Source organism: Pseudomonas sp. MAG733B, assembly GCF_036884845.1.
Lineage (GTDB): Bacteria > Pseudomonadota > Gammaproteobacteria > Pseudomonadales > Pseudomonadaceae > Aquipseudomonas.
In genome coordinates this window covers 646,707-672,103 of record NZ_CP145732.1, presented here as the reverse complement: position 1 = coordinate 672,103, position 25,397 = coordinate 646,707, and the positions used below count along the sequence as shown (strand labels likewise).

The window sequence follows — 25,397 nt, the reverse complement described above, 5'->3', positions numbered from 1 at the left end:
ACATTCTCGGAATGAGATGCCAGCAGCACCGACCCCATCGCGAGCAGGCTCGCTCCTACAGGGGATCTGGGCCGGTCGCAGATTTTGTGAACGCCAAAGAACCCATGTAGGAGCGAGCCTGCTCGCGATGGCGGCCGAACTAACACCACATCCATCTGCGCAGACCCAAATGCGCGACCTTGGCAACTATCAGTTCTGATAGTTCTCAAGCCCGACTCAAGCGAGTAAAACTCAAGACCTGCTCCACTGCCTGGAGGGTGCCGGTATGAGTCAAGCCAAACCTGTTGATCAAGACAACCGCAGCGGGCGTAGCGTAGTGCTGCTGGCGGTTGACCGCAGCCAATCCATCATCGGCGAAATCGTCAAAGGCCAGACCAACACCATCGGTTACTCAGCTTATGGCGAGCAATCCGCACAGCAAAAGGTCGAAACACGACTGGGGTTTAACGGCCAGTTACGTGAAATAAACATCCGTTGGTACTTGTTAGGCAACGGCTACCGCGCTTACAACCCACGATTGATGCGTTTTCATAGCCCGGACAGTTGGAGCCCGTTTGGTGGAGGTGGGTTGAATGCGTATATGTATTGCGTGGGGGATCCGATCAATCGATTTGATCCAACAGGACATTATTGGGATTGGTTGACAGTGAAGAAACTCATCCAAAACTTGATTCCCGGTAATTCACACTTCACCGCACCCAAACCGCAGCCGAGAGCACAGCACAGAACTGTCAATCTTAATAATCGGAGCGGATCATCGGATGATTCCTCTACTGCTTTACACGCTGGCAGTTCATCAACCAGTACACCGCCGTCTATCTCACCCTCAAAGCCATCATTCAGCACTAGCCCCCCCGATCGCCACAATACAGGCATAGGTAGAAGATATGATATTTCTCCGCTGGGGAAAGAACATCTTCAACGCGAAGCCCGCGATAGAAATCCACCACCATTCGACCCATTACCAGAGCACCTGTCGTCGCTCCCTGAGCCGTCTTCGCGAAGGTCCTCATTCTCGTCTTTGTCTTCATCTTCGTCCTCTGACTCGTCTTATAGCAGGCGGTCCAGGCAATCAGGTGATCCAAGTGACTGGTCCTTATCCGGATCGGATCCCTCACTGGGTTCCAGTCAGTTACAAGAGTATGGAGCGCTTGTTCGTAAGAGTGACGGAGCGGTTGTACCTGGATGGACTTCGCGGCGATGAAAGTCTCGACCGTTAAGGGTTTTTGTCGAGTCAACGACGCCTCGCTCTTCAGCGCTGTATCCCCACCACCGAGAAGGGTATGAATCAAGCCGAACCTGATGATCAAATCAACCGCAGCGGGCCACGAGTAGTGTTGCTGGCGACTGACCGCAGCCAAACCATCATTGGCGAAATCGTCGATGGCCACACTAACACCATCGGTTACTTAGCGTATGGCGTGCAATCCGCGCAGCAGAAAGTCGAGACACGGCTGGGGTTCAATGGCCAGTTACGCGAAGCAAGCATTGGTTGGTATTTGCTTGGCAACGGTTACCGCGCCTACAACCCGCGATTGATGCGTTTTCATAGTCCGGACAGTTGGAGTCCGTTTGGGCGGGGTGGATTGAATGCATATATGTATTGCGTGGGGGATCCGGTAAATCGATCTGATCCGACGGGGCATATGGGATTCTGGAAGTCTGTCGGCAACAAAATCGCTGGACAGTTTCAACTCCCCAACCATAGGAGTGGTCCACTTCCAAAAATTGATGTTCATGTAGCTGCTGACGCGATGCGTGCCTTACAAAAAAATCGGGATTATGGGTCAAACAATGATTTGTCGGCGCTTGCGGGCGCTGCGGCTTAAATCGCCAAGGATAAACCCAAGATCTATTGGGGAAACGATGGTGGTGAACTTCACGGTTCTAGTTTTTCTTCACACCCCGAGCATCGTTCGTATACGGCAGTACCTTGGATAGTGAGCGGTAGTTCTCGCGGAGCAAATACATCTCAGGTGAGTTACCAGGGGAGTAGTTTGACCGGCAGATCGACCAAGTCTGGATCGTCACCGGCTATGCAACTCTGGAACAGTGACACTAAAGCCGCAGCATTTAACTCTCAAAGCTCTACGATTGCTTACCCTGTCGGAGTAGGAAGCCCGTCTCCAAGCGGTGCTGTACAGCATGGCAGCACCGCTTCGTCTTCGGTACTCCCCTCAACTTCTGCCGCAGTTGGGAGTTCTACACATAGCTCGATCAATAGGCCTACGGCTACGGTAGCTGCAATTCGTAGGGATCCACCGGCCACTCAACGAAGCCCAAGTCCCAGCCCACCAACGTCTAGAGACTCAACGCCTCCACGCTCACGTGCTTCAACCCCGGACATAAACTGGAGATGATTTAGTTAATACAACCGACTTGCTTCCGGTAAAAAGGATGAACTCTAATCAGGAGTATGCAGACTTACCCGCAAAGAGCCTCTCCTACCGCACCATCCCCCACCGCCTCACCGTCACCCTTTCCAACGAATCAAACACCAGATTCTCCACCAACAACCCAATCAAAATCACCACCGCCAACCCGGCAAAAACCTTGTCGGTATACAGCTCATTACGATTCTGAAAGATGTACCAGCCCAATCCGCCCTTCCCACTGGTTGCACCAAACACCAACTCAGCGGCAATCAACGTGCGCCAGGCAAACGCCCAGCCGATTTTCAGCCCGGCGAGGATCGACGGCAGCGCTGCCGGGATCAGGATGAACAGTACGAAACGCATGCCCTTGAGGCCGTAGTTGCGCCCGGCCATGCGCAGGGTTTCCGAAACGCCGAGGAACCCGGCGTAGGTGTTCAGCGCCAGCGCCCAGAGCACCGAATGCACCAGCACGAAAATCAGGCTGTTCTGCCCCAACCCGAACCACAGAAGCGCCAACGGCAGCAGCGCAATCGCCGGCAACGGGTTGAACATCGAGGTCAGGGTACTGAGCAGATCGCGACCGAATTGCGTCGACACCGCCAGCGTCGTCAGGGCAAACGCCAGGACGATGCCGATCAGGTAACCCTTGAGCAGCACCACCAGTGAAATCCATACCTTGCCGAGCAATTCGCCGCTGAGCAGACCGTCGTACAGCGCATGAGCGGTTTGCACGAAACTCGGCAGCAGCAGGTCGTTATTCGTATAACGCGAAGCGGCTTCCCACAGTACGGCGAGCAAAATCAGGATCATGCTTTTGCGCAGCCAGCCCTGTTGCCACAGACGCTGGCCGAGGGGTAATTCACGCTCCAGCGGCACGCTGGTCAGTGGCTGCAAAACCGTTTCGAACTCTTCACGCGGGGATGATAAATGGCTCATCGGGCCCTCCTCTCAACTGGCTCAATAAGCGATGCGGATGTCGGCAAAATCCAGTTCGCGCTCGGTTTCCGGCGACTGACCCTCATCGAACAACAACCGATGGATACGCCTCGCCGACTCCTGAAACGCCACGCCACCAAGGCTGTGCAAATCGTATTGATGGCTGTGCACTTCCGCCCGCACCCGACCCGGATGCGGCGACAGCAACAGGATGCGATTGCCCACAACTAGCGCCTCTTCGATGGAGTGCGTGACGAACAACAGCGTGAAACGCACTTCCTCCCACAGCAGCAGCAACTCTTCCTGCATCTTGCGTCGGGTCAGCGCATCGAGGGCGGCGAACGGTTCGTCCATCAGCAGGATTTTCGGCTGCATCGCCAACGCCCGCGCAATCGCAACCCGCGCCTTCATGCCGCCCGACAACGTGTGCGGATAAGCATCGGCAAACGCCGCCAGACCGACCTTTTCCAGATAGTGCAGCGCCCGCTCTTCAGCCTCTTTGCGCTTGAGGGTTTTCGAGGCCAGCAGCGGAAACATCACGTTCTGTTTGACGGTTTTCCACGGCGGCAGCTGGTCGAACTCCTGGAACACCACGATCCGGTCCGGCCCCGGCGCATCAACACGCTGACCTTGCAGACGGATCTCGCCTTCCACTGGCTGGATGAACCCGGCGGCGGCTTTGAGCAACGTCGACTTGCCGCAACCGGACGGCCCGAGCAGGACAAAGCGGTCCGCCGGATCGATCTCGAAACTGACTTGATGGGTCGCCCGCACTACACGCTGCGGCGTGCGGTATTCGAGGCTGACGTTATCGACCGACAGCAGCGCCTGGGCTGCCGCGATCGGTTTGCTGACCGTGTGGCCTTGCAAAGGGGCGTTCATTTCGGTCAGCTCCCTTGCAGCGGTTTGGCGTCCTGGAAGAAGTAATCCTTCCACGAATCCGGTTTGTTTTTGATCGCGCCAACGCGGTAGAGGAACTCAGCCAGCGGGTAAGTGTTTTTCGGCGTGACGCTGAATTCGAACTGCGGGTTGTCAATGATTTTCAGCAGCGCGGCGCGGTCGATTTTGGCTTTGGTGACGCGGATGTAAGTGTCGGCTGCCGCGCCTTTATCGTTCTGGGCAAACGTGGCCGCTTCGGTTAGCGCGTCGATGAAAGCTTTGTAGGTTTTCGGGTTTTCGTTGCGGAATTTCTCGGTGGCGAACAGCACGGTCGGCGAGTTCGGGCCGAGCAGGTCATAGGTGTTGAGCACCACGTGCACATTCGGATTGCTCAGCGCTTGATCCTGGAAGGGCGGATTGGAGAAATGCCCGGTCAACTCAGTGCCACCAGCTACCAGCGCGGCGGTCGCATCAGGGTGTGGAACGGCGATGGTGTACTTGTCGAGGCGATTGAATTCCTTGTCACCCCACTGTTTGGCGGCGGCGTATTGCAGGAAGCGCGACTGCACCGAAACACCTACGGCCGGCACGGCGATGCGGTCCTTTTCGGTGAAGTCGGCGATGGTTTTGACCGTCGGATTATTACTCACCAGGTAGTACGGAAAGTTGCCCAGGGACGCCACGGCTTTGACGTTCTGCTTGCCGTGGGTGCGGTCCCAGATGGTCAGCAGCGGACCGACGCCGGCACCGGCAATGTCGATCGAGCCGGAAAGCAACGCATCGTTGACCGCCGCGCCGCCCGAGAGCTGGGTCCAGTCGACCTTGATGTCGATGCCTTCCTGCTTGCCGTACTTCTCGATCAGGTTCTGATCGCGCACCACGTTGAGCAGCAGGTAAACAATGCCGAACTGTTCGGCGATGCGGATTTCACCTTCGGCGTGGGCCACGGTCGGCGCCACCAGGCTGCCGGCGATCAGGCTGAAACCCAGGCCGATGGCCGCGGCCAGCGGTGCGAATGGAAGACGTTTGGACATGATCAGATCTCCGGCAAATCAGAAAGGCGCGTCGCCCTGGATGGTGGTGCGATACAGCTTGCGGCGTAGATAGCTGGGGCATCCGGCAGCAAGGTGGATCAGCGAACGGTTGTCCCAGAACACCAGGTCGTGGGCCTGCCATTGATGGCGGTAGATGTTTTGCGGCTGCACGCTGTGGGCGTAGAGCTCGGACAGCAGTTGCTGGCTCTCGTCCTCCGGCAGGCCAACGATGCGGGTGGTGAAACCTTCGCTGACGAACAACGCCTTGCGGCCGTTTTCGGGGTGGGTGCGTACGACCGGGTGCACCACCTCGGCGACTTGGGCGAGCTGTTCCGGTGTCAGGGTCGGGCGCCAGTTGCCTTCGAATTTGGTCTCGCTGTAACGCGCCGTGTAGGAGTGCGCGGCCGAACGACCTTCCACCGCTTTGCGCAATGCCTCGGGCAAGCTGTCCCAAGCTTTGTGCATGTCGGCGAACAGCGTGTCGCCGCCCTCGGACGGCAGTTCCTGAGCGTGCAGCATCGAGCCCAGGCTCGGCAGTTCTTTGTAGGAGAGATCGGAGTGCCAGAACTTGCCGGCATCACCCAGGCCAATGTTCTGGCCGTTCTCGACGATGTTGGAAACGATTAGGATTTCCGGGTGGTTCGCCAGCAAAAACTGCTTGAGCACATGGATCTGCAACACGCCAAAACGGCGGCTGAAATCGATCTGTTGCTCAGGGGTTATGCGCTGGTCGCGGAACACCACCACGTGATGATCCAGGTGCGCGCGGTGAATGCGGGCGAAGTCCTGATCATTGATCGGGCGGGACAAATCGAGGCCGATGATTTCGGCGCCCACCGCACCGCTGAACGGGCGGATTTCAAAGAGTTGTGGCGCGATGGCTGGCGATGCGGATACGGCTGACATAAATCACTCCCACGCACGGCACGCTCAAGGGCGCGCGCGTCGATCAGAAACTCACGGAGGTCCCGTGTTGGTTCGTGTCGTGCGGCGCGCCGATTGGTCGGCAGGTACGCAGGAGAGTGACTTTATAGATATAAGCAGACTATTTTAAATACCGTTAGCGAATAACCATATGGCTGATTTCGCCTATGCTGCTGACAGCATGACGCGGTTCTTCTCAGAGGGATGTTCCATGTTCTACGTGCAACGCAATACAGAAGGACAACTGATGCGCGTGGAAGCCGAAGCCTACGCCGAATCCTCGGAAACGCTGCCGGCCGACCACCCTGACCTCCAGGCCTGGTTCGCCAATGAAGTCATGGCCACGAGCCTCAAACAGCTCAAGCAAATCAAACAGCTCAAGCAACTGCAGAACAGCGACCTGGAGATGATCCGGGTACTCGACGACTTGATCGAGGTGCTGATCAGCAAAGGCGTGATTCTCGTCACCGACCTGCCGGCGCCGGCACAGGCCAAACTCATGGACCGAAGCCAGGCGCGGGAGGCGTTAGGCGGGTTGAGTCATTTGGTGGGCGATGATGAGGATGGGTTGATCTGAGCGTTTTCTTCATCGCCTGCACTGACGCCATCGCTAGCAGGCTAGCTCCCACAGGGGATTTGTGTGCGCCCCCTATCAACTGTGGGAGCTAGCCTGCTAGCGATGACGGCCTCACTAACGACTAAAAACCCAAAGCCCTACCCCCAAGGCTTCGGCTCACCCACCAACCGCCCCTGAACCCCATACACCCCCATCTCGCGAATCACCGCCAACTCACCCTCGGTCTCGACCCGCTCGGCAATCAGCGGCAGATCAATGCTGTGGGCCGCACGCTGAACCGCTTCGATGAACAAGCGCTTGTCGCTCTCCTGATCGATCGCGCGGATGTAGCTGCCATCGATCTTCAGGTACGCCAGCCCGAGCCGTGCCAGGTTGCCGATCATGCTGAAGCGACCGCCAAAATGTTGCAGGCTCAAGGAGAACCCGAGCTCACGCAATCGTCGCGTCAGGTCTTCGAGCACGGCTTGGTCGGGCAGTTGTTCTTCGCCGATTTCCAGGGTCAGCCTCGATCCAAGATTGGAGTGCGAGCGCAGCAATTCAAAAACCGTATTCAACGCCTGCGGGTCTTCCAGGGTTGCCGAAGACAGGTTCAGCGCCAGGGACGATTCGTGGTCGGCCATCTGCTCCAGCACCAGCTCCAACATCAGGCGATCCAGCCGCGCCGTCCAGTCGAACCGCTCCAGCCACGGCAGGAAGCGCCCGGCCGGAATGCTTTGGCCCTGGTCGTCGATCAGCCGTGAAAGCACTTTGTAATGCAGCACCAGTTGCGGGTCCTGACTGGCCACGACCGGTTGGAAAAACAGGATGAACCGCCGCTGATTCAGCGCCTGATCCAGCAAGTTGTGCCAGGCATGGTGATCGTCGCCGACACCGGCCAAGGCGCTGTGATCGAGGCAGACCCAGTTCGAATCGGTCTGCCCCTCAGCCTGCGCCAGCGCCTGATCCGCCAGCGCGAGCACGGCTTGCGGGGTGTCGCCATACACGAACGGCGCCAGCCCGATCGCGGCCACCGAGGCCACGTCCGTCGCGCCGGTCGCATGCAGGCTGGCCATGGCGCTGTCGAGGTGCTGCGCCAGTTGCAATGCTTCTTCGCGCATCAACCCCGGCGCCAGCACGGCAAATTCGCCACCTCGAATCCGTGTGACCAGGTTCAGGGTTTCCGGGTACCGAGCGCACTCTCGAGACAGCTGCTCGCCGACTGCCTGCAAAAATTCGTCTGTACGTTGACCGCCCAAACGCTGATTAAGGCCCGCCAGATCCTGCACCCGCAGCAACAGCAAATAACCGGAGCTGGCCTGCTCGGGGTTGCTCACCCGCGCGTGCAATTGCATCTCGAAATAACGTCGGTTGGCCAAACCGGTCAGGTTGTCCTGATAGGACTCAACCCGCAGTTTTTCACTGCGCTCGGCCTGTTCCTGAAACAGCGCCTTGAGCTTCTCGACCATCTGATTCATGGCCTGCACCACGCGCCGCAATTCCGGCGTGCGCGGCAGTTGCGGCAGGCTGAGAAACTCGCGACGGGCAATGGCGTGAGACTGCTGGACCATGTAATCGAGCGGTTTCAATTGCCGACGCAACAACAGCGCGCCCAATATCGCGCTGACCACACCGCATATCAGCAACCAGACGAGACTGCCCAATGCGCTCTGCCACAGCTTGGCCAGGGCGAACATCGGATGGCTGACCACCTCGACCCGCGCCGCCTGCTCCCAGCCACGGCTGACGATCGCATCGCCGCCAGCGGATTCCAGGCCGATCAGTTTGACGAACCAGTCCGGCACGCGGGTATCGGCCGGGATGCCGCTGCGCTCCACCAGTGTCTTGTCGTTGGACAGATCGACCACGCGGATGCTCGCGTAGTAACCGCTGTCGAAGATCGAGCTGACCAGCAACTCGGTCATCGCCGGGTCGTCGATATTCGGCGTCAGGGACAGCGCCAGCGCCGTCGCCGCGTCCTGCGCGTGGGAGCGCAATTGGTTGACGTATTGGGTACGCGAGCTCTCGAGGCTGACCATGAAGCTGCCGGTGAAGGCGACGACCAGGAACAGACAGATAGCGATCAACAGCTGTTTGAACAATGACATCTGTGGGCGTGCTCCTAGTGAGTCGTCTCGACCGGGAATCCTTCGGCCTGCATTTTCTTCAGCACATCCTGCCAACGGGACAGGCGCTTGGTGTCACCGACCTTCTGATTGCCCTTGGCACCCGGCAACCACAACCCCTCTGCATTGAAAGAGTAGACCGGCAGCAGATCCGTACGTTGGCTGGCCGGGCGGATATCGTCGATCAGGCTGTCGAGCACCAGCGGCATGGCGTCCGGCGTCGCGTAGTAGGTCAGCACCATGTGCGCGCGGTTCAGGCGCAACGCCTTTACGTAGGTAATGCGCAGCTTGTCACTGGCAATGCCCAGGTGACGCAGGCTGAAGTACTTGGCGATAGCGTAGTCTTCACAATCACCGGCGCCTTTCCACAAGGCTTCGATCGGGGTTTCCCAGTAATCGGTCTGGTGCCACAGGTCGATGTCTTCGACGTAGCGCACACGCTGGTTGAAGAACCGGTTGACCCGGTTGAGCTGTTCCAGCTCGCTGACCTGCTTCTGGGTCGCCAGCAAGTGTTGCCAATCATCAATGCGCTGCCGACCTTCGCCCAAAGGTCCGTACAATGCCTGCGCCCGACGGCTGATCAGGGAAAAATCCCAATCGGCCAGCACACTGCCCAGCATCATGGCGGCCAGCAGCAACGCGCCGCACAGCCAGCGCAACATCCGGGAGATGGGGAAACGTACCGCCAATGCGAGGCATCCAGGGTAGGCAGGTGGAAGTCAGCTGATGGTGTAGGTTAGCCCGGCAAAAAACAATGGCACGGTGAGATCACAACGGCGCGCTAGACTGAAGGGAAAGCGCTCTGTTGCGCGTTTGACAAGGTGTCAGGGTGTTACTAGTGTCAGTTGGATCCAAAAAAATAACTCAGTCATTCAGGGTGCGCAGTAGTGACACAAAAGCCCAACCCCCTCAGCAGTATCAAGGTTAACGGGCCGATTCCCGCTCACCTGGCACGCTCGGTGATCGAACAAACCCTGCGCTCGGCCATTCTCGATGGCCGCCTGCCTTGCGGTATTGCCCTGCGTCAGCAGGACCTGGCCGATCTTTTTGGTGTAAGCCGCATGCCGGTGCGCGAAGCCTTGCGCCAACTCGAAGCCCAGGCGTTGCTCAACGTGGTTGCCCATAAAGGCGCGGTGGTCGCGCCGCTGGTTCAGGGCGATGCGGCGGAAACCTACGCCCTGCGCATCCTGTTGGAGTCCGAAGCCTTGCGTCTGTCGGTCCCGTTGCTTGAAATCGCGGATCTGGAACAGGCTGCCAGCTACATCGACGCGTTGGAAACGGAACACGATTACAGCGAAATCGGCCGCCTCAATCGCCTCTTTCACATGTCGCTTTACTGCAAGGCACCGAATAAACGTCTGCTGAATCTGGTGGAAGACGGGTTGAACGAGGAAGAGCGCTTCCTGCGCTTCAACCTGGAGGCCATGGGCCTGGGCAAATTGTCCCAGGAAGATCACCGGGCCATGTTGCGCGCCGCTGAAGAGCGGGATGTCGAAGGCTCGGTGAAGTTGCTCGTATTTCACCTCAATCGTGGGGTCGAGGTCATCACCCGTTACCTCAACAGCCCTGAAGCCCAGAGCCGAAAAACCTCGAAGTAAATCAGTGATGAGGGAGCTTGCTCCCTCTCGGCTGCGCAACAACCGGACCGCCTGAAACCGCACGATCCGCTTACAAATTTCCCTCCTCTACAGCCTTCCCCGATTCCCTTGGCTTCGGTGATAGCGGCTGCCTTGAATTACGCTCACTGTTGGGGTGCCGACACCAATGAACGGGCGACGCACTGCCAGCGCGGAGCAGTCCCCGCACCAAGAACCTACGGAAGGAGCCTTGTCACGGGAACGGAAGAATCGGCGTCACCCCCGGCCAACTTCCACCCCCTCAGATCACGTCAACGAGTTCAATAAGAAAGTTGCTTCGAGTGAGGCATTCACTCTTTATCTTAAATTCTGACCTATATGAGACGGAAGGAGCAGCCACGCCCAAATAAAACTTGAACAGAAAGTCTTATTGAAACTTGTCACGCCCGAGAAAGTTGAACTTTAAAATATTAATAAAATAACTTGCCCAGCACTTTATTTATGAACTAACTTTTCTACGCCGCCATTGAATGCTGGCTGTAAAGCCGCAGAACAGAGACACGCAAACAACTAAAACAATCAATCAGATTGAGGCGCCCGCTCGCCAACATAAAACTTGAAACAACACAAATCGATTGATCGCACCTTCACACCAGACGACTTAAAGGTTCGCCAATGAAAACAACTAAAGAGCATCTTGAACAAAAGAAAGCCGAACTGAGTGCACACCCGATTTTCGCCGAAATACATTCGCTTCCGGTGTTGCAGCGCTTTATGGAAAGTCATGTGTTTGCGGTGTGGGACTTCATGTCGCTAACCAAGCGTTTGCAGCAGGAGCTGACCTGCACGCAATTGCCCTGGCTGCCACCGCGAGACCCGCAGGCGGCACGGTTGATCAATGAAATCGTGCTGGGTGAAGAATCCGATGACCGTCCGGCCCAAGGTCACTACAGCCATTTCGAGTTGTACCTGGATGCGATGCGTGAAGTCGGCGCGAATACCGCCGCCGTCGAGCGCTTCGTGGCGCTGCAACAGGAAGGCGTGAGCTACGACGTGGCGTTGCAAAGTGTCGAGGTCGACCCGGCAGCCGCACGGTTCGTGCGCCATACGCTGCACATCGCGTTGCATGCGCCGGGCCACAGCGTTGCGGCGGCGTTCCTGCATGGTCGCGAAAGTGTGATCCCGCAGATGTTCCAGCGCATTCTCGACGACTGGGGGATCGGTATCGAACAGGCTCCGACCTTTCGCTACTACCTCGAACGGCACATCGAAGTCGATTCTGAGGACCACGGCCCCGCCGCGGAAAAACTCCTCGCCCGCCTGGTCGATGGCGATCCGCAGCGCGAGGCAGACGTGTACGCCAGCGCCATCGCAGCCGTGGAAAGCCGCATTGCTCTGTGGGACGGCCTGCGCCTGAGCATGAGCGAATCACTGGCGGAGGTGAACGCATGAACGCCGCCGACTATCTGTCGTTCGCCGACGCCTGGGAGAGCCGCGCCACCATCCGCACCCGTCCGCGTCGCATGCTGGAGAACGACGACAAACTGATCTATCCCTTGAGCCGGCAACCGCTGGTGCTCAGTGAGACGTTCCTGCGCGAATGCCCGGAGCAGCGCGACTTCGCTCTGGTGCAAACACTCTACAAATTCATCAACGACGTGGTGATTTTCGAGACCGAGATCGTCGACAAGACCGCCCGCAGCATCGCCAAGAATCGCTTCGCCGTAACGTTCCCGTTCGCCTGTCGCTACGACGCGATGACCGTGGTGGTGGATGAGGATTACCACGCGCTGGTGGCGATGGACTTCATGCAGCAGACCGTCGCCATGACCGGCATCACGCCCATCGGGTTGCCCGACGAAATCGAGTTGAGCCGGGCGATTCCGGCGGCCATTGCGTTGGCGCCGGAGCATCTGCGCAGCGCCGTCGAGCTGATCTGCGTGGCCATCGCCGAGAACACCGTGACCGGCGACGTGGCGGCATTCGCAAAGGACGATACGGTCAAGCAATCGATCAAGGGCTTGATGGCCGACCACTTGCTCGACGAAGGCCGGCACTCCGGATTCTGGTCGCGGATGGTGCGCATCTACTGGCACACCGCGAGCGACGACGACCGCCAATGCATCGCGCACATCCTGCCGGTGTTCATCGGTCATTACCTCACGAACGACATCCAGAAGTCCTTCGACTTTCGCCTGATCGACGCCTTGCAGATCAGCGACGCCGCACGCCAAGCCCTCAAGAGCGAGGTGTCAGGGCTGGCCTTCCCAATCAACCGGCATCACCCGCTGGTGGCCAACATCGTGCGGTTTTTCCGCAGCAGTTCGCTGCTCGATTCGCCGTGCGTGCAAAACGCCTTGAGCGACTACCTGATTTGACGAGGAACCCGTCATGAGACGTCTCGACATTCTGCTCGCTGGACAAAGCCAGGCCCTGACCGACCTGGCGCTGGAACTCGAACAACACGGTCATGCACTGACGCGGATAACGACTCTTGATGAGCGAGCACCGGAGCATGCGGATCTTGTGATCAATGATGCCAGCCTGCCTGTGCAGATTTTCAATGATGCGCCGCACCTGACACTGCAACTGGGCATCAGCCTGTCGGGCGCATCTGGATTGCCCTCGCTGGACGCGCTTTGCACCGTCGGCTCCACGCTGCTCACTCATGTGCCGATCGCCGATGAACCTTCGGGCAACGGTCAGTCGCTGCGTCTGCGAGCTGTGGCGGAACTGGTGGATCACGTGGCGTTGCTGGTCAGCCGTTACTCCCGGGATGCCGAGTATTTTCAGCTCTGCGAACCCACCGCTCCCGCTCACTTCGACAAGGTTGAAAACCTGCTGTTTCTCGAATGCCTAGCGTTCGTTCATCGCCGCAATGCGACGGCTGAACCACGGCTGCTGGAACTCGCTCAAGTACCGATGATCGAGCGACTTGAACAGCGCTTCGTTCAGAGTGGCGAGCGACGGGCGTTGAACGTTGCCGGCGCCAGTCTCGACTATCGCCAACTGCACGCTCTGAGCCGTGCAATTCAGCAACGATTGCAGCCCTTGCTCGATCAGCATGAAGGTCCGTTGGTGGTGGGAATCTGCCTGCCAAAATGCAGCGCATTGTATGCGGGGATTCTGGCGATCTTGGGCAGCGGCGCGGTGTACCTGCCGCTGGAGCCGAGCCATCCGCTGCAACGTCAGCAGTACATCCTGTCGAATGCCGGCGCGGTGTTGCTGCTGCACGACGGGCAGCATCCGCTCGCAGCCGAAATGCCGGGCCTCGATATCACCGCTATCGACGTTAAGGCGATGAATCCGGCTCTACCGCTGATGCGCCAGCGCCCCGACATCGCCGCGCCGTGCATGGCGCTCTATACCTCGGGCACCACCGGCCATCCCAAAGGCGTGTTGCTCAGCCAGGCCAACCTCGCTCACTTCAGCGCGTGGTACGCCGACTACGTTCTGCTGACCGATCAGAGTCGGGTTTTGCAGTTTTCTTCGCTGAGTTTCGACTCGTCGCTGATCGATATTTTCCCGACCCTGTTGCAGGGAGCCGAGCTGATCGTGCCCAGCGACGACCAGCGTCGCGACCCGCTGCAACTGGTCGAGCTGATCCGTCATCAGCGACTGAGCCATGCCTTTCTGCCACCGGCGCTGTTGAGCATTCTGCCGCTGGAACAATTGCAAAATCTCGATCACGTAATGACCGGCGGCGATGTCTGCGAGCCTTGGGTCGTCCAGCAACTGACTCGCCAGGGCAAGCTCTACAACCTCTATGGTCCGACCGAAGCCACGGTACTGATTACTGCTCGACGGCTGCAATCCGGCGATAACAACCGGACACTCGGCGACCCGATCGCCAACAGTCAGGTGCTGATTCTCGATGAGGATTCGCAACCGGTGACCGAGCAGACCGTCGGTGAGTTATACATCGCAGGTCCCGGCGTGTGCCTGGGTTATCTGAACAACCCGCAGCAGACCGCCGAACGCTATCTGGACCTGACATTGCCCGATGGGCAGAACCTGCGTGCCTATCGCACCGGCGATATGGCGAAGTGGGCGAGCGAAGGCATCGAGCTGTGCGGAAGGCGCGACAATCAGGTGAAGATTCGCGGTTTTCGGGTCGAGCCGGAAGAGATCGAACGCTGCCTGCGTGACAGCCAGTTGTACCGTCAGGTGGCGGTGGTCATCGACAACCATCGGCGGATTCTGGCCTTCCTCGCCCAACCTCAGGAAGACGGGCCCGGCGCGGCTCGTGATGCGCTGAAGGCACACACCATGCAGTTTCTGCCGGACTACATGCAGCCCGTTGCGTGGACGGAACTGGCTAGCATGCCGTACGCCAGCAATGGCAAGGTCGATCGCAAGGCGTTGCTGGAGCTGCCGGTCAGCGTCAGCGAAAACACCACCCGACGCTTGCCCGCCAGCGCCGATGAAGTGCTGCTGTTGGAGATCTGGGCCGAGCTGCTGGAGTTGCCGGCAAGCGACATTTCCACCGACGAAAGCTTCTTCAATCTGGGCGGTCACTCGATCCTGCTGTCGCGCATGCTCCTGCGTTTGCGCGAAGCGTTCGGTCGCAGCATTTCTATTAACCGCTTCATCGAACTCCCCACCATCACCAAACTGGCGACACTGGTGCGCGGCTCCGGCAGCGAGGAAGTATTGAGCGAACAAGCGATGGCCGATGCCTCGCGCGCACTGGATGTGCAGGCGCTGCCCATCAGCCGCATGGGCGATGTGCACAAAGTGATCGTCACCGGCGCCAACAGCTTTGTCGGTGTGCACATTGTCGAAGCGTTGTTGGCGCGGGGCGCCAGTGAAGTCGCCTGCCTGGTTCGCGACGGCAATGGGCAATCGGCTGTCGAGCGGTTTGCTCAGGCGTTGCGCGAAAACCGTCTGGAGCATCTGGACCTGAGTCGGGTAAGGGTCTACGCAGCGGATATCACGCGCCCGCAATTGGGGTTGGCCGATGAGGTTTACCAGCGACTGGATCGAGAGTTCGGCGCACTGGTGCACAACGCCGCCAACGTCAATCACGTCCTCGATTACGAGTCCCTGGCACGGGACAACGTCGAGCCGATTTTCGAATGCCTGCGGCTGTGCGAAGGGCGCAGTAAAAAGATCTTCAACTTTGTCTCGACGCTCTCGGCTTCCAGCACGATTTCCGCCGACGGCCGGGTACTTGAACTGCCTGCCGCACTGACTCCGCCGATCTACATCAAGAACGGCTACAACCTGTCCAAATGGGTCGGCGAACGAATCCTGGAACGCGCACGGGAACGCGGTGTGCAGGTCAATCTCTATCGCCCCGGCAACATCAGTTTCAACAGCCTCACGGGTGTGTGCCAGCCGCACAAGAACCGTTTGATGTTGATGCTCAAGGGCTCGATCCAGCTCGGCCAGGTGCCGGAGTTCGCGCTGAATTTCGACCTGATGCCGGTGGACTTCCTCGCCCGTTTCATCGCCTTCCATGCCAGCCGTTATCAGCCGGAAAAACCGGTGTTCAACCTGCACAACCCCGAGCCACTGAGTTGGGACAGTTATGTGGCGTCCTTTCGCGAAACGGGGCGGGAGTTCTCCCTGGTCAGCGTCGCCGACTGGCAGCAGCAACTGGGCCGGGTCGACAGCGACAACGCGCTGTTCGGCGTACTCGGTTTTTATCTCAACGGCTTCGAGGAAGACATCGGCGACATCTCGATGATTGGTCACGACAACGCCCAGGCCGGCGTGTGGCAGATGGGCGCGCGCTACCCGGAAAAGTCCCCGGCATTGCTGCGGCGCGGCTGCGACTACCTCAAGGAAATCAATTTCATCTGATTCATCCCAACCCAGCACGGAGCAAAACCATGAACACTCTGCAACCCGATACCCTGATCAAAAATCCGCAAGGCTGCCACGTCGTGTCCTCGGTGGAAGTCCCTGCCAATGCCGCACAGGTCTGGGCCGTTGTTGGGAACTTTGCCGGCTTCGACCGGTTCATTCCGGCGCTATCGCACATCGAAATGACTGGCGAGGGCGTGGCGTCCTTGCGCAAGAAGTTTTTCAAGGACGGCAACCTGGTGGTCGAGCAACTCAACTTCCGCGACGATCGAGCGTTGAGCATGACCTGGACCACGATCTATAACACTTTGGGCGTAGCGAATTTGTGGGCGGCGATGCAGGTAGAGGCGCTGGATGCGGACAAGTCGCGGGCGACCTGGACCATCATTGCAGAACCCGCTCAGGGCGGCGCCGAGGCGCTGCCGGGGTTCAAGGATTTCGTCCAAGGTTTTGCCGATGATGCGATGAGCAATGTGTGCAAGTTGTTTGCGTAACGCCTGAATTCGCCGCTATCGGGCAAATACGTGCCCATAAAAAAGCCAGTCCCTGAACCCAGGGACTGGCTTTTTTACGTCTACGGCTTTTGACAGCCCCATAATGACAAAACCCCTGTCTGCGCTAGCAGACAGGGGTTTTGGAATTCAATCTTGACGATGACCTACTCTCACATGGGGAAACCCCACACTACCATCGGCGATGCATCGTTTCACTTCTGAGTTCGGGATGGGATCAGGTGGTTCCAACGCTCTATGGTCGTCAAGAAATTCGGTGTGCCGGTCCGTCTGTAACGACGTGCCTGCGAAATCTTGATGCTTCTACTATAAAGACAAAACCCCAACTGCTTTCGCAATTGGGGTTTCGGAATTTAATCTTGACGATGACCTACTCTCACATGGGGAAACCCCACACTACCATCGGCGATGCATCGTTTCACTGCTGAGTTCGGGATGGGATCAGGTGGTTCCAACGCTCTATGGTCGTCAAGAAATTCGGGTACCGAATCGTGGCCAGTCGGCCGCGCTTCAGCAAATTGGGTATGCGATAGTTTTCGGTGTTTTGTAAGCGTCGAACTTTCGGTTCTTTCGTCTTCACACACCGCAATCTGGCTTTTACGCGCAAATTGCTTGGGTGTTATATGGTCAAGCCTCACGGGCAATTAGTATTGGTTAGCTCAACGCCTCACAGCGCTTACACACCCAACCTATCAACGTCGTAGTCTTCGACGGCCCTTCAGGGGACTCAAGGTCCCAGTGAGATCTCATCTTGAGGCTAGTTTCCCGCTTAGATGCTTTCAGCGGTTATCTATTCCGAACATAGCTACCCGGCAATGCCACTGGCGTGACAACCGGAACACCAGAGGTTCGTCCACTCCGGTCCTCTCGTACTAGGAGCAGCCCCTCTCAAATCTCAAACGTCCACGGCAGATAGGGACCGAACTGTCTCACGACGTTCTAAACCCAGCTCGCGTACCACTTTAAATGGCGAACAGCCATACCCTTGGGACCGGCTTCAGCCCCAGGATGTGATGAGCCGACATCGAGGTGCCAAACACCGCCGTCGATATGAACTCTTGGGCGGTATCAGCCTGTTATCCCCGGAGTACCTTTTATCCGTTGAGCGATGGCCCTTCCATACAGAACCACCGGATCACTAAGACCTACTTTCGTACCTGCTCGACGTGTCTGTCTCGCAGTCAAGCGCGCTTTTGCCTTTATACTCTACGACCGATTTCCGACCGGTCTGAGCGCACCTTCGTACTCCTCCGTTACTCTTTAGGAGGAGACCGCCCCAGTCAAACTACCCACCATACACTGTCCTCGATCCGGATAACGGACCTGAGTTAGAACCTCAAAGTTGCCAGGGTGGTATTTCAAGGTTGGCTCCACGCGAACTGGCGTCCACGCTTCAAAGCCTCCCACCTATCCTACACAAGCAAATTCAAAGTCCAGTGCAAAGCTATAGTAAAGGTTCACGGGGTCTTTCCGTCTAGCCGCGGATACACTGCATCTTCACAGCGATTTCAATTTCACTGAGTCTCGGGTGGAGACAGCGCCGCCATCGTTACGCCATTCGTGCAGGTCGGAACTTACCCGACAAGGAATTTCGCTACCTTAGGACCGTTATAGTTACGGCCGCCGTTTACCGGGGCTTCGATCAAGAGCTTCGCGTTAGCTAACCCCATCAATTAACCTTCCGGCACCGGGCAGGCGTCACACCCTATACGTCCACTTTCGTGTTTGCAGAGTGCTGTGTTTTTAATAAACAGTCGCAGCGGCCTGGTATCTTCGACCGGCGTGGGCTTACGGAGCAAGTCCTTCACCCTCACCGGCGCACCTTCTCCCGAAGTTACGGTGCCATTTTGCCTAGTTCCTTCACCCGAGTTCTCTCAAGCGCCTTGGTATTCTCTACCCAACCACCTGTGTCGGTTTGGGGTACGGTTCCTGGTTACCTGAAGCTTAGAAGCTTTTCTTGGAAGCATGGCATCAACCACTTCGTCACCCAAAGGGTAACTCGTCATCAGCTCTCGGCCTTAGAATCCCGGATTTACCTAAGATTCCAGCCTACCACCTTAAACTTGGACAACCAACGCCAAGCTGGCCTAGCCTTCTCCGTCCCTCCATCGCAATAACCAGAAGTACAGGAATATTAACCTGTTTTCCATCGACTACGCTTTTCAGCCTCGCCTTAGGGACCGACTAACCCTGCGTCGATTAACGTTGCGCAGGAAACCTTGGTCTTTCGGCGTGGGTGTTTTTCACACCCATTGTCGTTACTCATGTCAGCATTCGCACTTCTGATACCTCCAGCAAGCTTCTCAACTCACCTTCACAGGCTTACAGAACGCTCCTCTACCGCATCACCTAAGTGATACCCGTAGCTTCGGTGTATGGTTTGAGCCCCGTTACATCTTCCGCGCAGGCCGACTCGACTAGTGAGCTATTACGCTTTCTTTAAAGGGTGGCTGCTTCTAAGCCAACCTCCTAGCTGTCTAAGCCTTCCCACATCGTTTCCCACTTAACCATAACTTTGGGACCTTAGCTGACGGTCTGGGTTGTTTCCCTTTTCACGACGGACGTTAGCACCCGCCGTGTGTCTCCCATGCTCGGCACTTGTAGGTATTCGGAGTTTGCATCGGTTTGGTAAGTCGGGATGACCCCCTAGCCGAAACAGTGCTCTACCCCCTACAGTGATACATGAGGCGCTACCTAAATAGCTTTCGAGGAGAACCAGCTATCTCCGAGCTTGATTAGCCTTTCACTCCGATCCACAGGTCATCCGCTAACTTTTCAACGGTAGTCGGTTCGGTCCTCCAGTTAGTGTTACCCAACCTTCAACCTGCCCATGGATAGATCGCCCGGTTTCGGGTCTATTCCCAGCGACTAGACGCCCTATTAAGACTCGCTTTCGCTACGCCTCCCCTATTCGGTTAAGCTCGCCACTGAAAATAAGTCGCTGACCCATTATACAAAAGGTACGCAGTCACCTAACAAAGTAGGCTCCCACTGCTTGTACGCATACGGTTTCAGGATCTATTTCACTCCCCTCTCCGGGGTTCTTTTCGCCTTTCCCTCACGGTACTAGTTCACTATCGGTCAGTCAGTAGTATTTAGCCTTGGAGGATGGTCCCCCCATATTCAGACAAAGTTTCTCGTGCTCCGTCCTACTCGATTTCATGACCAAGAGATTTTCGCGTACAGGGCTATCACCCACTATGGCCGCACTTTCCAGAGCGTTCCGCTAATCTCAAAGCCACTTAAGGGCTAGTCCCCGTTCGCTCGCCACTACTAAGGGAATCTCGGTTGATTTCTTTTCCTCAGGGTACTTAGATGTTTCAGTTCCCCTGGTTCGCCTCTTGCACCTATGTATTCAGTACAAGATAACCATCTTATGATGGCTGGGTTCCCCCATTCAGACATCTCCGGATCAAAGTCTGTTTGCCGACTCCCCGAAGCTTTTCGCAGGCTACCACGTCTTTCATCGCCTCTGACTGCCAAGGCATCCACCGTATGCGCTTCTTCACTTGACCATATAACCCCAAGCAATCTGGTTATACTGTGAAGACGACATTCGCCGAAAATTCGAATTTCTCAACTAAGAGAACTCACAAATTTTACCTTAGCCTGATCCGTTACCGGTGAAAGTAACGTCCAGTCTATCTTTCTATCACATACCCAAATTTTTAAAGAACGAACTAGTCAAAGACTAGAAATCAACATTCATCATCGACACCGATGGAATGCTCATTTCTAAGCTTTACTTCAGAAGCAGTAGTGGTGGAGCCAAACGGGATCGAACCGTTGACCTCCTGCGTGCAAGGCAGGCGCTCTCCCAGCTGAGCTATGGCCCCGTATTTCTACAGGCGTTTCCCACACAAAATTGGTGGGTCTGGGCAGATTCGAACTGCCGACCTCACCCTTATCAGGGGTGCGCTCTAACCAACTGAGCTACAGACCCAATTTCGAGCTGCTAAGGCCGACCTCACCCTGCTCTTAACCACAGAGCATGGGGTGCGCTCTAACCAACCAAGCTACAACCCTAATGGCTGCTTCTTTCGTCTTCTTCAATGAATCAAGCAATTCGTGTGGGAGCTCATGAAGCAGCTGAGTCGTCGATTAAGGAGGTGATCCAGCCGCAGGTTCCCCTACGGCTACCTTGTTACGACTTCACCCCAGTCATGAATCACACCGTGGTAACCGTCCTCCCGAAGGTTAGACTAGCTACTTCTGGTGCAACCCACTCCCATGGTGTGACGGGCGGTGTGTACAAGGCCCGGGAACGTATTCACCGCGACATTCTGATTCGCGATTACTAGCGATTCCGACTTCACGCAGTCGAGTTGCAGACTGCGATCCGGACTACGATCGGTTTTGTGGGATTAGCTCCACCTCGCGGCTTGGCAACCCTCTGTACCGACCATTGTAGCACGTGTGTAGCCCAGGCCGTAAGGGCCATGATGACTTGACGTCATCCCCACCTTCCTCCGGTTTGTCACCGGCAGTCTCCTTAGAGTGCCCACCATAACGTGCTGGTAACTAAGGACAAGGGTTGCGCTCGTTACGGGACTTAACCCAACATCTCACGACACGAGCTGACGACAGCCATGCAGCACCTGTCTCAATGTTCCCGAAGGCACCAATCCATCTCTGGAAAGTTCATTGGATGTCAAGGCCTGGTAAGGTTCTTCGCGTTGCTTCGAATTAAACCACATGCTCCACCGCTTGTGCGGGCCCCCGTCAATTCATTTGAGTTTTAACCTTGCGGCCGTACTCCCCAGGCGGTCAACTTAATGCGTTAGCTGCGCCACTAAGAGCTCAAGGCTCCCAACGGCTAGTTGACATCGTTTACGGCGTGGACTACCAGGGTATCTAATCCTGTTTGCTCCCCACGCTTTCGCACCTCAGTGTCAGTATCAGTCCAGGTGGTCGCCTTCGCCACTGGTGTTCCTTCCTATATCTACGCATTTCACCGCTACACAGGAAATTCCACCACCCTCTACCATACTCTAGCTCGTCAGTTTTGAATGCAGTTCCCAGGTTGAGCCCGGGGCTTTCACATCCAACTTAACGAACCACCTACGCGCGCTTTACGCCCAGTAATTCCGATTAACGCTTGCACCCTCTGTATTACCGCGGCTGCTGGCACAGAGTTAGCCGGTGCTTATTCTGTCGGTAACGTCAAAACACTAACGTATTAGGTTAATGCCCTTCCTCCCAACTTAAAGTGCTTTACAATCCGAAGACCTTCTTCACACACGCGGCATGGCTGGATCAGGCTTTCGCCCATTGTCCAATATTCCCCACTGCTGCCTCCCGTAGGAGTCTGGACCGTGTCTCAGTTCCAGTGTGACTGATCATCCTCTCAGACCAGTTACGGATCGTCGCCTTGGTGAGCCATTACCTCACCAACTAGCTAATCCGACCTAGGCTCATCTGATAGCGCAAGGCCCGAAGGTCCCCTGCTTTCTCCCGTAGGACGTATGCGGTATTAGCGTCCCTTTCGAGACGTTGTCCCCCACTACCAGGCAGATTCCTAGGCATTACTCACCCGTCCGCCGCTGAATCAGAGAGCAAGCTCTCTTCATCCGCTCGACTTGCATGTGTTAGGCCTGCCGCCAGCGTTCAATCTGAGCCATGATCAAACTCTTCAGTTCAAACATCTTTGGGTTTTGAGAAAACCCTAAACTTGGCTCAGCAATCGTTGGTTACATCTTTGATTTCTCGCGGAGTAACTTGTGATGCTGATAATCTTTTGACTAGCAGTCTGACTCCACAAGCACCCACACGAATTGCTTGATTCAGTTGTTAAAGAGCGGTTGGCTAAGATCTTTCGTCTCAACCGAGGCGCGCATTCTACAGCAGCCTCATTTGCTGTCAAGTGATTATTTTCAGAAGCTTTCGAGGAATTCCTCAACAACTTCAACCACTTGCGCTTCAGATCTCTCATCAGCGGGAGGCGAATTCTACAGCGTTACACGCTGCTGTCAACACCTCTTTTTCAACTTCCTTTTGGCTTCGATGACCTGAAGCAACCCGCTGCCGAAACCTGCATAACTCGTTGTTTACCAAGGAGTTTTCCGTTTCGACTGCGCCGGAAGTGGGGCGAATTATAGACACCTGAGATCTGCCGTCAAGCACTGATTTTGGTTTTCTATCAATAACTTACAGAAGGCAAGAAATCAGACAGCAAAACCACTCCCTCTATATAGAAGAAGCCTTCAGAGTACGCCCGCCTCTTTGAAAGCCGCCACTGCACCAGCATCCAACCCCAACACCCGCTGCAAAATCTCCAGCGTATGCTCACCTAACAAAGGAGGCGCATGACGATACTCCACCGGCGTCTCTGACAAGCGAATAGGGCTCGCCACCTGAGGCACCATCCCGGCCAGCGCATGGGGCAACTCGATCGCCAACCCGCGCGCCTTGACCTGCGGATCGGCAAACATCTGCGCCAGATCATTGATAGGCCCGCACGGCACACCAGCCTGCTCCAACTGCGCCACCCATTCAGCCGTGGTCTTGAACACCGTCGCCTGACGGATCAGCGGAATCAGCACAGCCCGATTGGCCACCCGCAACTTGTTGGTCGCAAAGCGCGGATCATCTGCCCACTGAGATTGCCCGGCCACTTCCGCAAACTTGCGGAATTGCCCATCATTACCCACGGTAAGGATGAAGTCGCCATCCGCCGTAGGAAAATCCTGATAAGGCACGATGTTCGGATGAGCATTGCCCAAGCGTTTCGGAGCATTGCCCGTCGTCAGGTAGTTCATGGCCTGGTTAGCCAGGCAGGCCACCTGCACATCCAGAAGCGCCATATCGATATGCTGCCCACCACCGTCATGATCCCGATGCGCAAGCGCGGCAAGGATCGCCACGGTCGAGTAGAGCCCGGTCAAAATGTCGGTCAGCGCAACACCGACCTTCACCGGCCCCGCCCCCTCTTCCCCGTCAGGTCGCCCCGTCAGACTCATGAGACCACCCAGCCCCTGGATCATGAAGTCATAACCGGCACGCTTGGCATATGGACCGGTCTGGCCAAATCCGGTGATCGAGCAATAGATCAGATCCGGGTTGATCGCCTTCAGCGTTTCGTAGTCCAGCCCATACGCCGCCAGACCACCGACCTTGAAGTTCTCGATCAGAATGTCTGACTTGGCCGCCAAATCACGCACCAGCTTCTGCCCTTCCGGGCGCGTGAAGTCGATGGTGACCGATTGCTTGTTGCGATTGGCCGACAAGTAATAGGCAGCCTCGCTAGTGTTTTCGCCATAGGCGTCTTTAAGGAAGGGCGGCCCCCAGGCGCGCGTGTCATCACCATTGCCCGGGCGCTCGACCTTGATCACCTCAGCGCCAAGGTCCGCAAGAATCTGCCCGGCCCACGGCCCGGCCAATACTCGCGATAAATCCAGTACCCGCAGATGCGAAAGCGCGCCCATGGACGTTCTCCTATTAATAGAACGCCTGGATGCCGGTCTGCGCACGACCAAGGATCAGCGCGTGGACGTCGTGCGTACCTTCATAGGTATTCACCACTTCCAGGTTGACCAGGTGACGCGCAACACCGAACTCATCCGAGATACCGTTGCCGCCTAACATGTCGCGAGCCATGCGAGCGATGTCCAGGGATTTGCCGCAGGAGTTGCGCTTCATCATCGAAGTGATTTCCACCGCCGCAGTCCCTTCGTCCTTCATGCGACCCAGACGCAGGCAGCCTTGCAGCGCCATGGTGATTTCGGTCTGCATGTCCGCCAGCTTCTTCTGGATCAGCTGAGTAGCCGCCAATGGGCGACCGAACTGCTGACGATCCAGAGTGTATTGGCGAGCGGTGTGCCAGCAGAATTCGGCAGCACCCAGTGCGCCCCAGGAAATGCCGTAACGTGCCGAGTTGAGGCAGGTGAAAGGACCTTTCAAGCCACGGACATCCGGGAAGATGTTCTCTTCCGGCACGAATACGTTGTCCATGACGATCTCGCCGGTGATCGACGCACGCAGGCCAACTTTGCCGTGAATCGCCGGAGCGCTCAGGCCTTTCCAGCCCTTCTCGAGAACGAAACCACGGATGTCGCCCGCGTCGTCCTTGCCCCAGACCACGAATACATCGGCGATCGGGCTGTTGGTGATCCACATCTTGCTGCCGGTGAGGCTGTAGCCGCCTTCGACTTTGCGTGCACGAGTAATCATCGCACCCGGGTCGGAACCGTGGTTAGGCTCGGTCAGACCGAAGCAACCGATCCATTCACCCGAGGCGAGTTTCGGCAGGTACTTCTGCTTCTGCGCTTCAGTACCGAACTCATTGATCGGCACCATCACCAGCGAAGACTGCACGCTCATCATCGAGCGATAGCCGGAGTCGACACGCTCGACTTCACGCGCAATCAGGCCGTAGCTGACGTAGTTCAGACCGCTGCCGCCGTACTGCTCGGGGATGGTTGCGCCCAAGAGGCCGACTTCACCCATCTCGCGGAAGATCGCCGGATCGGTTTTCTCATGACGGAACGCTTCGAGCACACGCGGCGCCAGACTTTGCTGAGCGAACTGCGCAGCGGTGTCGCGAATCATGCGCTCTTCTTCGGTGAGCTGTTGATCCAGCAGCAAAGGATCGATCCAGTTGAAGCTAGCTTTACCGGCCATGAGTGTGTCCTCTCGAAACAGGTCAAATAACGTGGACTGATCCTAGGCCGG

At 56.9% G+C, this 25,397-nt stretch carries 16 protein-coding genes, 2 tRNA genes and 4 rRNA genes; 8 read left to right on the top strand and 14 right to left on the bottom strand.

Annotated elements, in window-relative coordinates:
- Positions 1 to 265: 265 nt before the first annotated feature.
- Positions 266 to 1,204: an RHS repeat-associated core domain-containing protein gene (locus tag V6Z53_RS03100; protein ID WP_338584097.1), complete on the top strand. Its 939-nt coding sequence runs from the start codon at positions 266 to 268 to the stop codon at positions 1,202 to 1,204.
- 79 nt (positions 1,205 to 1,283) lie between these two features.
- Positions 1,284 to 1,829, top strand: coding sequence for an RHS repeat-associated core domain-containing protein (locus V6Z53_RS03095; RefSeq protein WP_338584096.1), 546 nt, complete (start codon positions 1,284 to 1,286; stop codon positions 1,827 to 1,829).
- Between the two features lie 615 nt (positions 1,830 to 2,444).
- Here V6Z53_RS03095 and V6Z53_RS03090 read toward each other — a convergent pair.
- Genes V6Z53_RS03090 through V6Z53_RS03075 form a run of 4 tightly spaced genes read right to left on the bottom strand, consistent with a single transcriptional unit; the run spans position 2,445 to position 6,130 of the window.
- Positions 2,445 to 3,311 (bottom strand): ABC transporter permease, encoded by an 867-nt coding sequence (locus tag V6Z53_RS03090; RefSeq protein WP_338584094.1) that lies wholly within the window; start codon positions 3,309 to 3,311, stop codon positions 2,445 to 2,447.
- Positions 3,312 to 3,332: 21 nt separating this feature from the next.
- Positions 3,333 to 4,193 (bottom strand): ABC transporter ATP-binding protein, encoded by an 861-nt coding sequence (locus V6Z53_RS03085; RefSeq protein WP_338584093.1) that lies wholly within the window; start codon positions 4,191 to 4,193, stop codon positions 3,333 to 3,335.
- A 5-nt stretch (positions 4,194 to 4,198) separates the two neighbouring features.
- Positions 4,199 to 5,224 (bottom strand): ABC transporter substrate-binding protein, encoded by a 1,026-nt coding sequence (locus V6Z53_RS03080; RefSeq protein WP_338584092.1) that lies wholly within the window; start codon positions 5,222 to 5,224, stop codon positions 4,199 to 4,201.
- An 18-nt stretch (positions 5,225 to 5,242) separates the two neighbouring features.
- Positions 5,243 to 6,130 carry a TauD/TfdA family dioxygenase gene (locus V6Z53_RS03075; protein ID WP_338584090.1) on the bottom strand — a complete coding sequence of 296 codons (888 nt, stop codon included), beginning with the start codon at positions 6,128 to 6,130 and terminating at the stop codon, positions 5,243 to 5,245.
- 229 nt (positions 6,131 to 6,359) lie between these two features.
- Here V6Z53_RS03075 and V6Z53_RS03070 point away from each other — a divergent pair, with 229 nt between their 5' ends.
- Positions 6,360 to 6,725, top strand: coding sequence for a tryptophan synthase subunit beta (locus V6Z53_RS03070; protein ID WP_338584089.1), 366 nt, complete (start codon positions 6,360 to 6,362; stop codon positions 6,723 to 6,725).
- Positions 6,726 to 6,862: 137 nt separating this feature from the next.
- On the opposite strand, the gene lapD is transcribed toward V6Z53_RS03070, so the two are convergent.
- Positions 6,863 to 8,809, bottom strand: a complete 1,947-nt coding sequence (gene lapD / locus V6Z53_RS03065; RefSeq protein WP_338584088.1) for a cyclic di-GMP receptor LapD — start codon at positions 8,807 to 8,809, stop codon at positions 6,863 to 6,865.
- A gap of 14 nt (positions 8,810 to 8,823) precedes the next feature.
- On the bottom strand, positions 8,824 to 9,516 hold the full coding sequence (gene lapG / locus V6Z53_RS03060) for a cysteine protease LapG (protein WP_338584087.1): 693 nt from the start codon (positions 9,514 to 9,516) through the stop codon (positions 8,824 to 8,826).
- A 198-nt stretch (positions 9,517 to 9,714) separates the two neighbouring features.
- On the opposite strand from lapG, the gene V6Z53_RS03055 reads away from it, so the two are divergent.
- The 5 genes from V6Z53_RS03055 (at position 9,715) to V6Z53_RS03035 (ending at position 16,709) form a co-directional block, all read left to right on the top strand.
- Positions 9,715 to 10,425 (top strand): GntR family transcriptional regulator, encoded by a 711-nt coding sequence (locus V6Z53_RS03055; protein WP_338584086.1) that lies wholly within the window; start codon positions 9,715 to 9,717, stop codon positions 10,423 to 10,425.
- A 654-nt stretch (positions 10,426 to 11,079) separates the two neighbouring features.
- Positions 11,080 to 11,856, top strand: a complete 777-nt coding sequence (locus V6Z53_RS03050) for a DUF3050 domain-containing protein (RefSeq protein WP_338584085.1) — start codon at positions 11,080 to 11,082, stop codon at positions 11,854 to 11,856.
- The gene (locus V6Z53_RS03045) at positions 11,853 to 12,782 is read left to right on the top strand and encodes a diiron oxygenase (protein ID WP_338584084.1); all 930 of its coding nucleotides are present in this window, start codon (positions 11,853 to 11,855) and stop codon (positions 12,780 to 12,782) included. Before V6Z53_RS03050 ends, V6Z53_RS03045 begins: the two co-directional genes overlap by 4 nt.
- Before the next feature lie 13 nt (positions 12,783 to 12,795).
- Positions 12,796 to 16,212 (top strand): non-ribosomal peptide synthetase, encoded by a 3,417-nt coding sequence (locus V6Z53_RS03040; RefSeq protein ID WP_338584083.1) that lies wholly within the window; start codon positions 12,796 to 12,798, stop codon positions 16,210 to 16,212.
- A gap of 29 nt (positions 16,213 to 16,241) precedes the next feature.
- Entirely contained in the window at positions 16,242 to 16,709 is a 468-nt protein-coding gene (locus tag V6Z53_RS03035; protein WP_338584082.1) for an SRPBCC family protein, read from the top strand.
- 151 nt (positions 16,710 to 16,860) lie between these two features.
- Here the strand turns inward: V6Z53_RS03035 and rrf (V6Z53_RS03030) are convergent.
- From rrf (V6Z53_RS03030) to V6Z53_RS02995, 8 genes are all read right to left on the bottom strand, one after another.
- Positions 16,861 to 16,976 (bottom strand): 5S ribosomal RNA (gene rrf / locus V6Z53_RS03030).
- 108 nt (positions 16,977 to 17,084) lie between these two features.
- Positions 17,085 to 17,200 (bottom strand): 5S ribosomal RNA (gene rrf / locus V6Z53_RS03025).
- A 150-nt stretch (positions 17,201 to 17,350) separates the two neighbouring features.
- A 23S ribosomal RNA gene (locus V6Z53_RS03020) occupies positions 17,351 to 20,242 on the bottom strand.
- A 245-nt stretch (positions 20,243 to 20,487) separates the two neighbouring features.
- Positions 20,488 to 20,563: transfer RNA gene (locus V6Z53_RS03015), tRNA-Ala, on the bottom strand.
- Between the two features lie 30 nt (positions 20,564 to 20,593).
- Positions 20,594 to 20,670 (bottom strand) — tRNA-Ile (locus tag V6Z53_RS03010).
- Between the two features lie 159 nt (positions 20,671 to 20,829).
- Positions 20,830 to 22,366: ribosomal RNA gene (locus tag V6Z53_RS03005) — 16S ribosomal RNA — on the bottom strand.
- Together the 16S, 23S and 5S rRNA genes with 2 tRNA genes alongside form the textbook arrangement of a ribosomal RNA operon.
- A gap of 564 nt (positions 22,367 to 22,930) precedes the next feature.
- Entirely contained in the window at positions 22,931 to 24,151 is a 1,221-nt protein-coding gene (locus V6Z53_RS03000) for a CaiB/BaiF CoA-transferase family protein (protein WP_338584081.1), read from the bottom strand.
- A gap of 13 nt (positions 24,152 to 24,164) precedes the next feature.
- Entirely contained in the window at positions 24,165 to 25,346 is a 1,182-nt protein-coding gene (locus tag V6Z53_RS02995; protein WP_338584080.1) for an acyl-CoA dehydrogenase, read from the bottom strand.
- Positions 25,347 to 25,397: the final 51 nt, after the last annotated feature.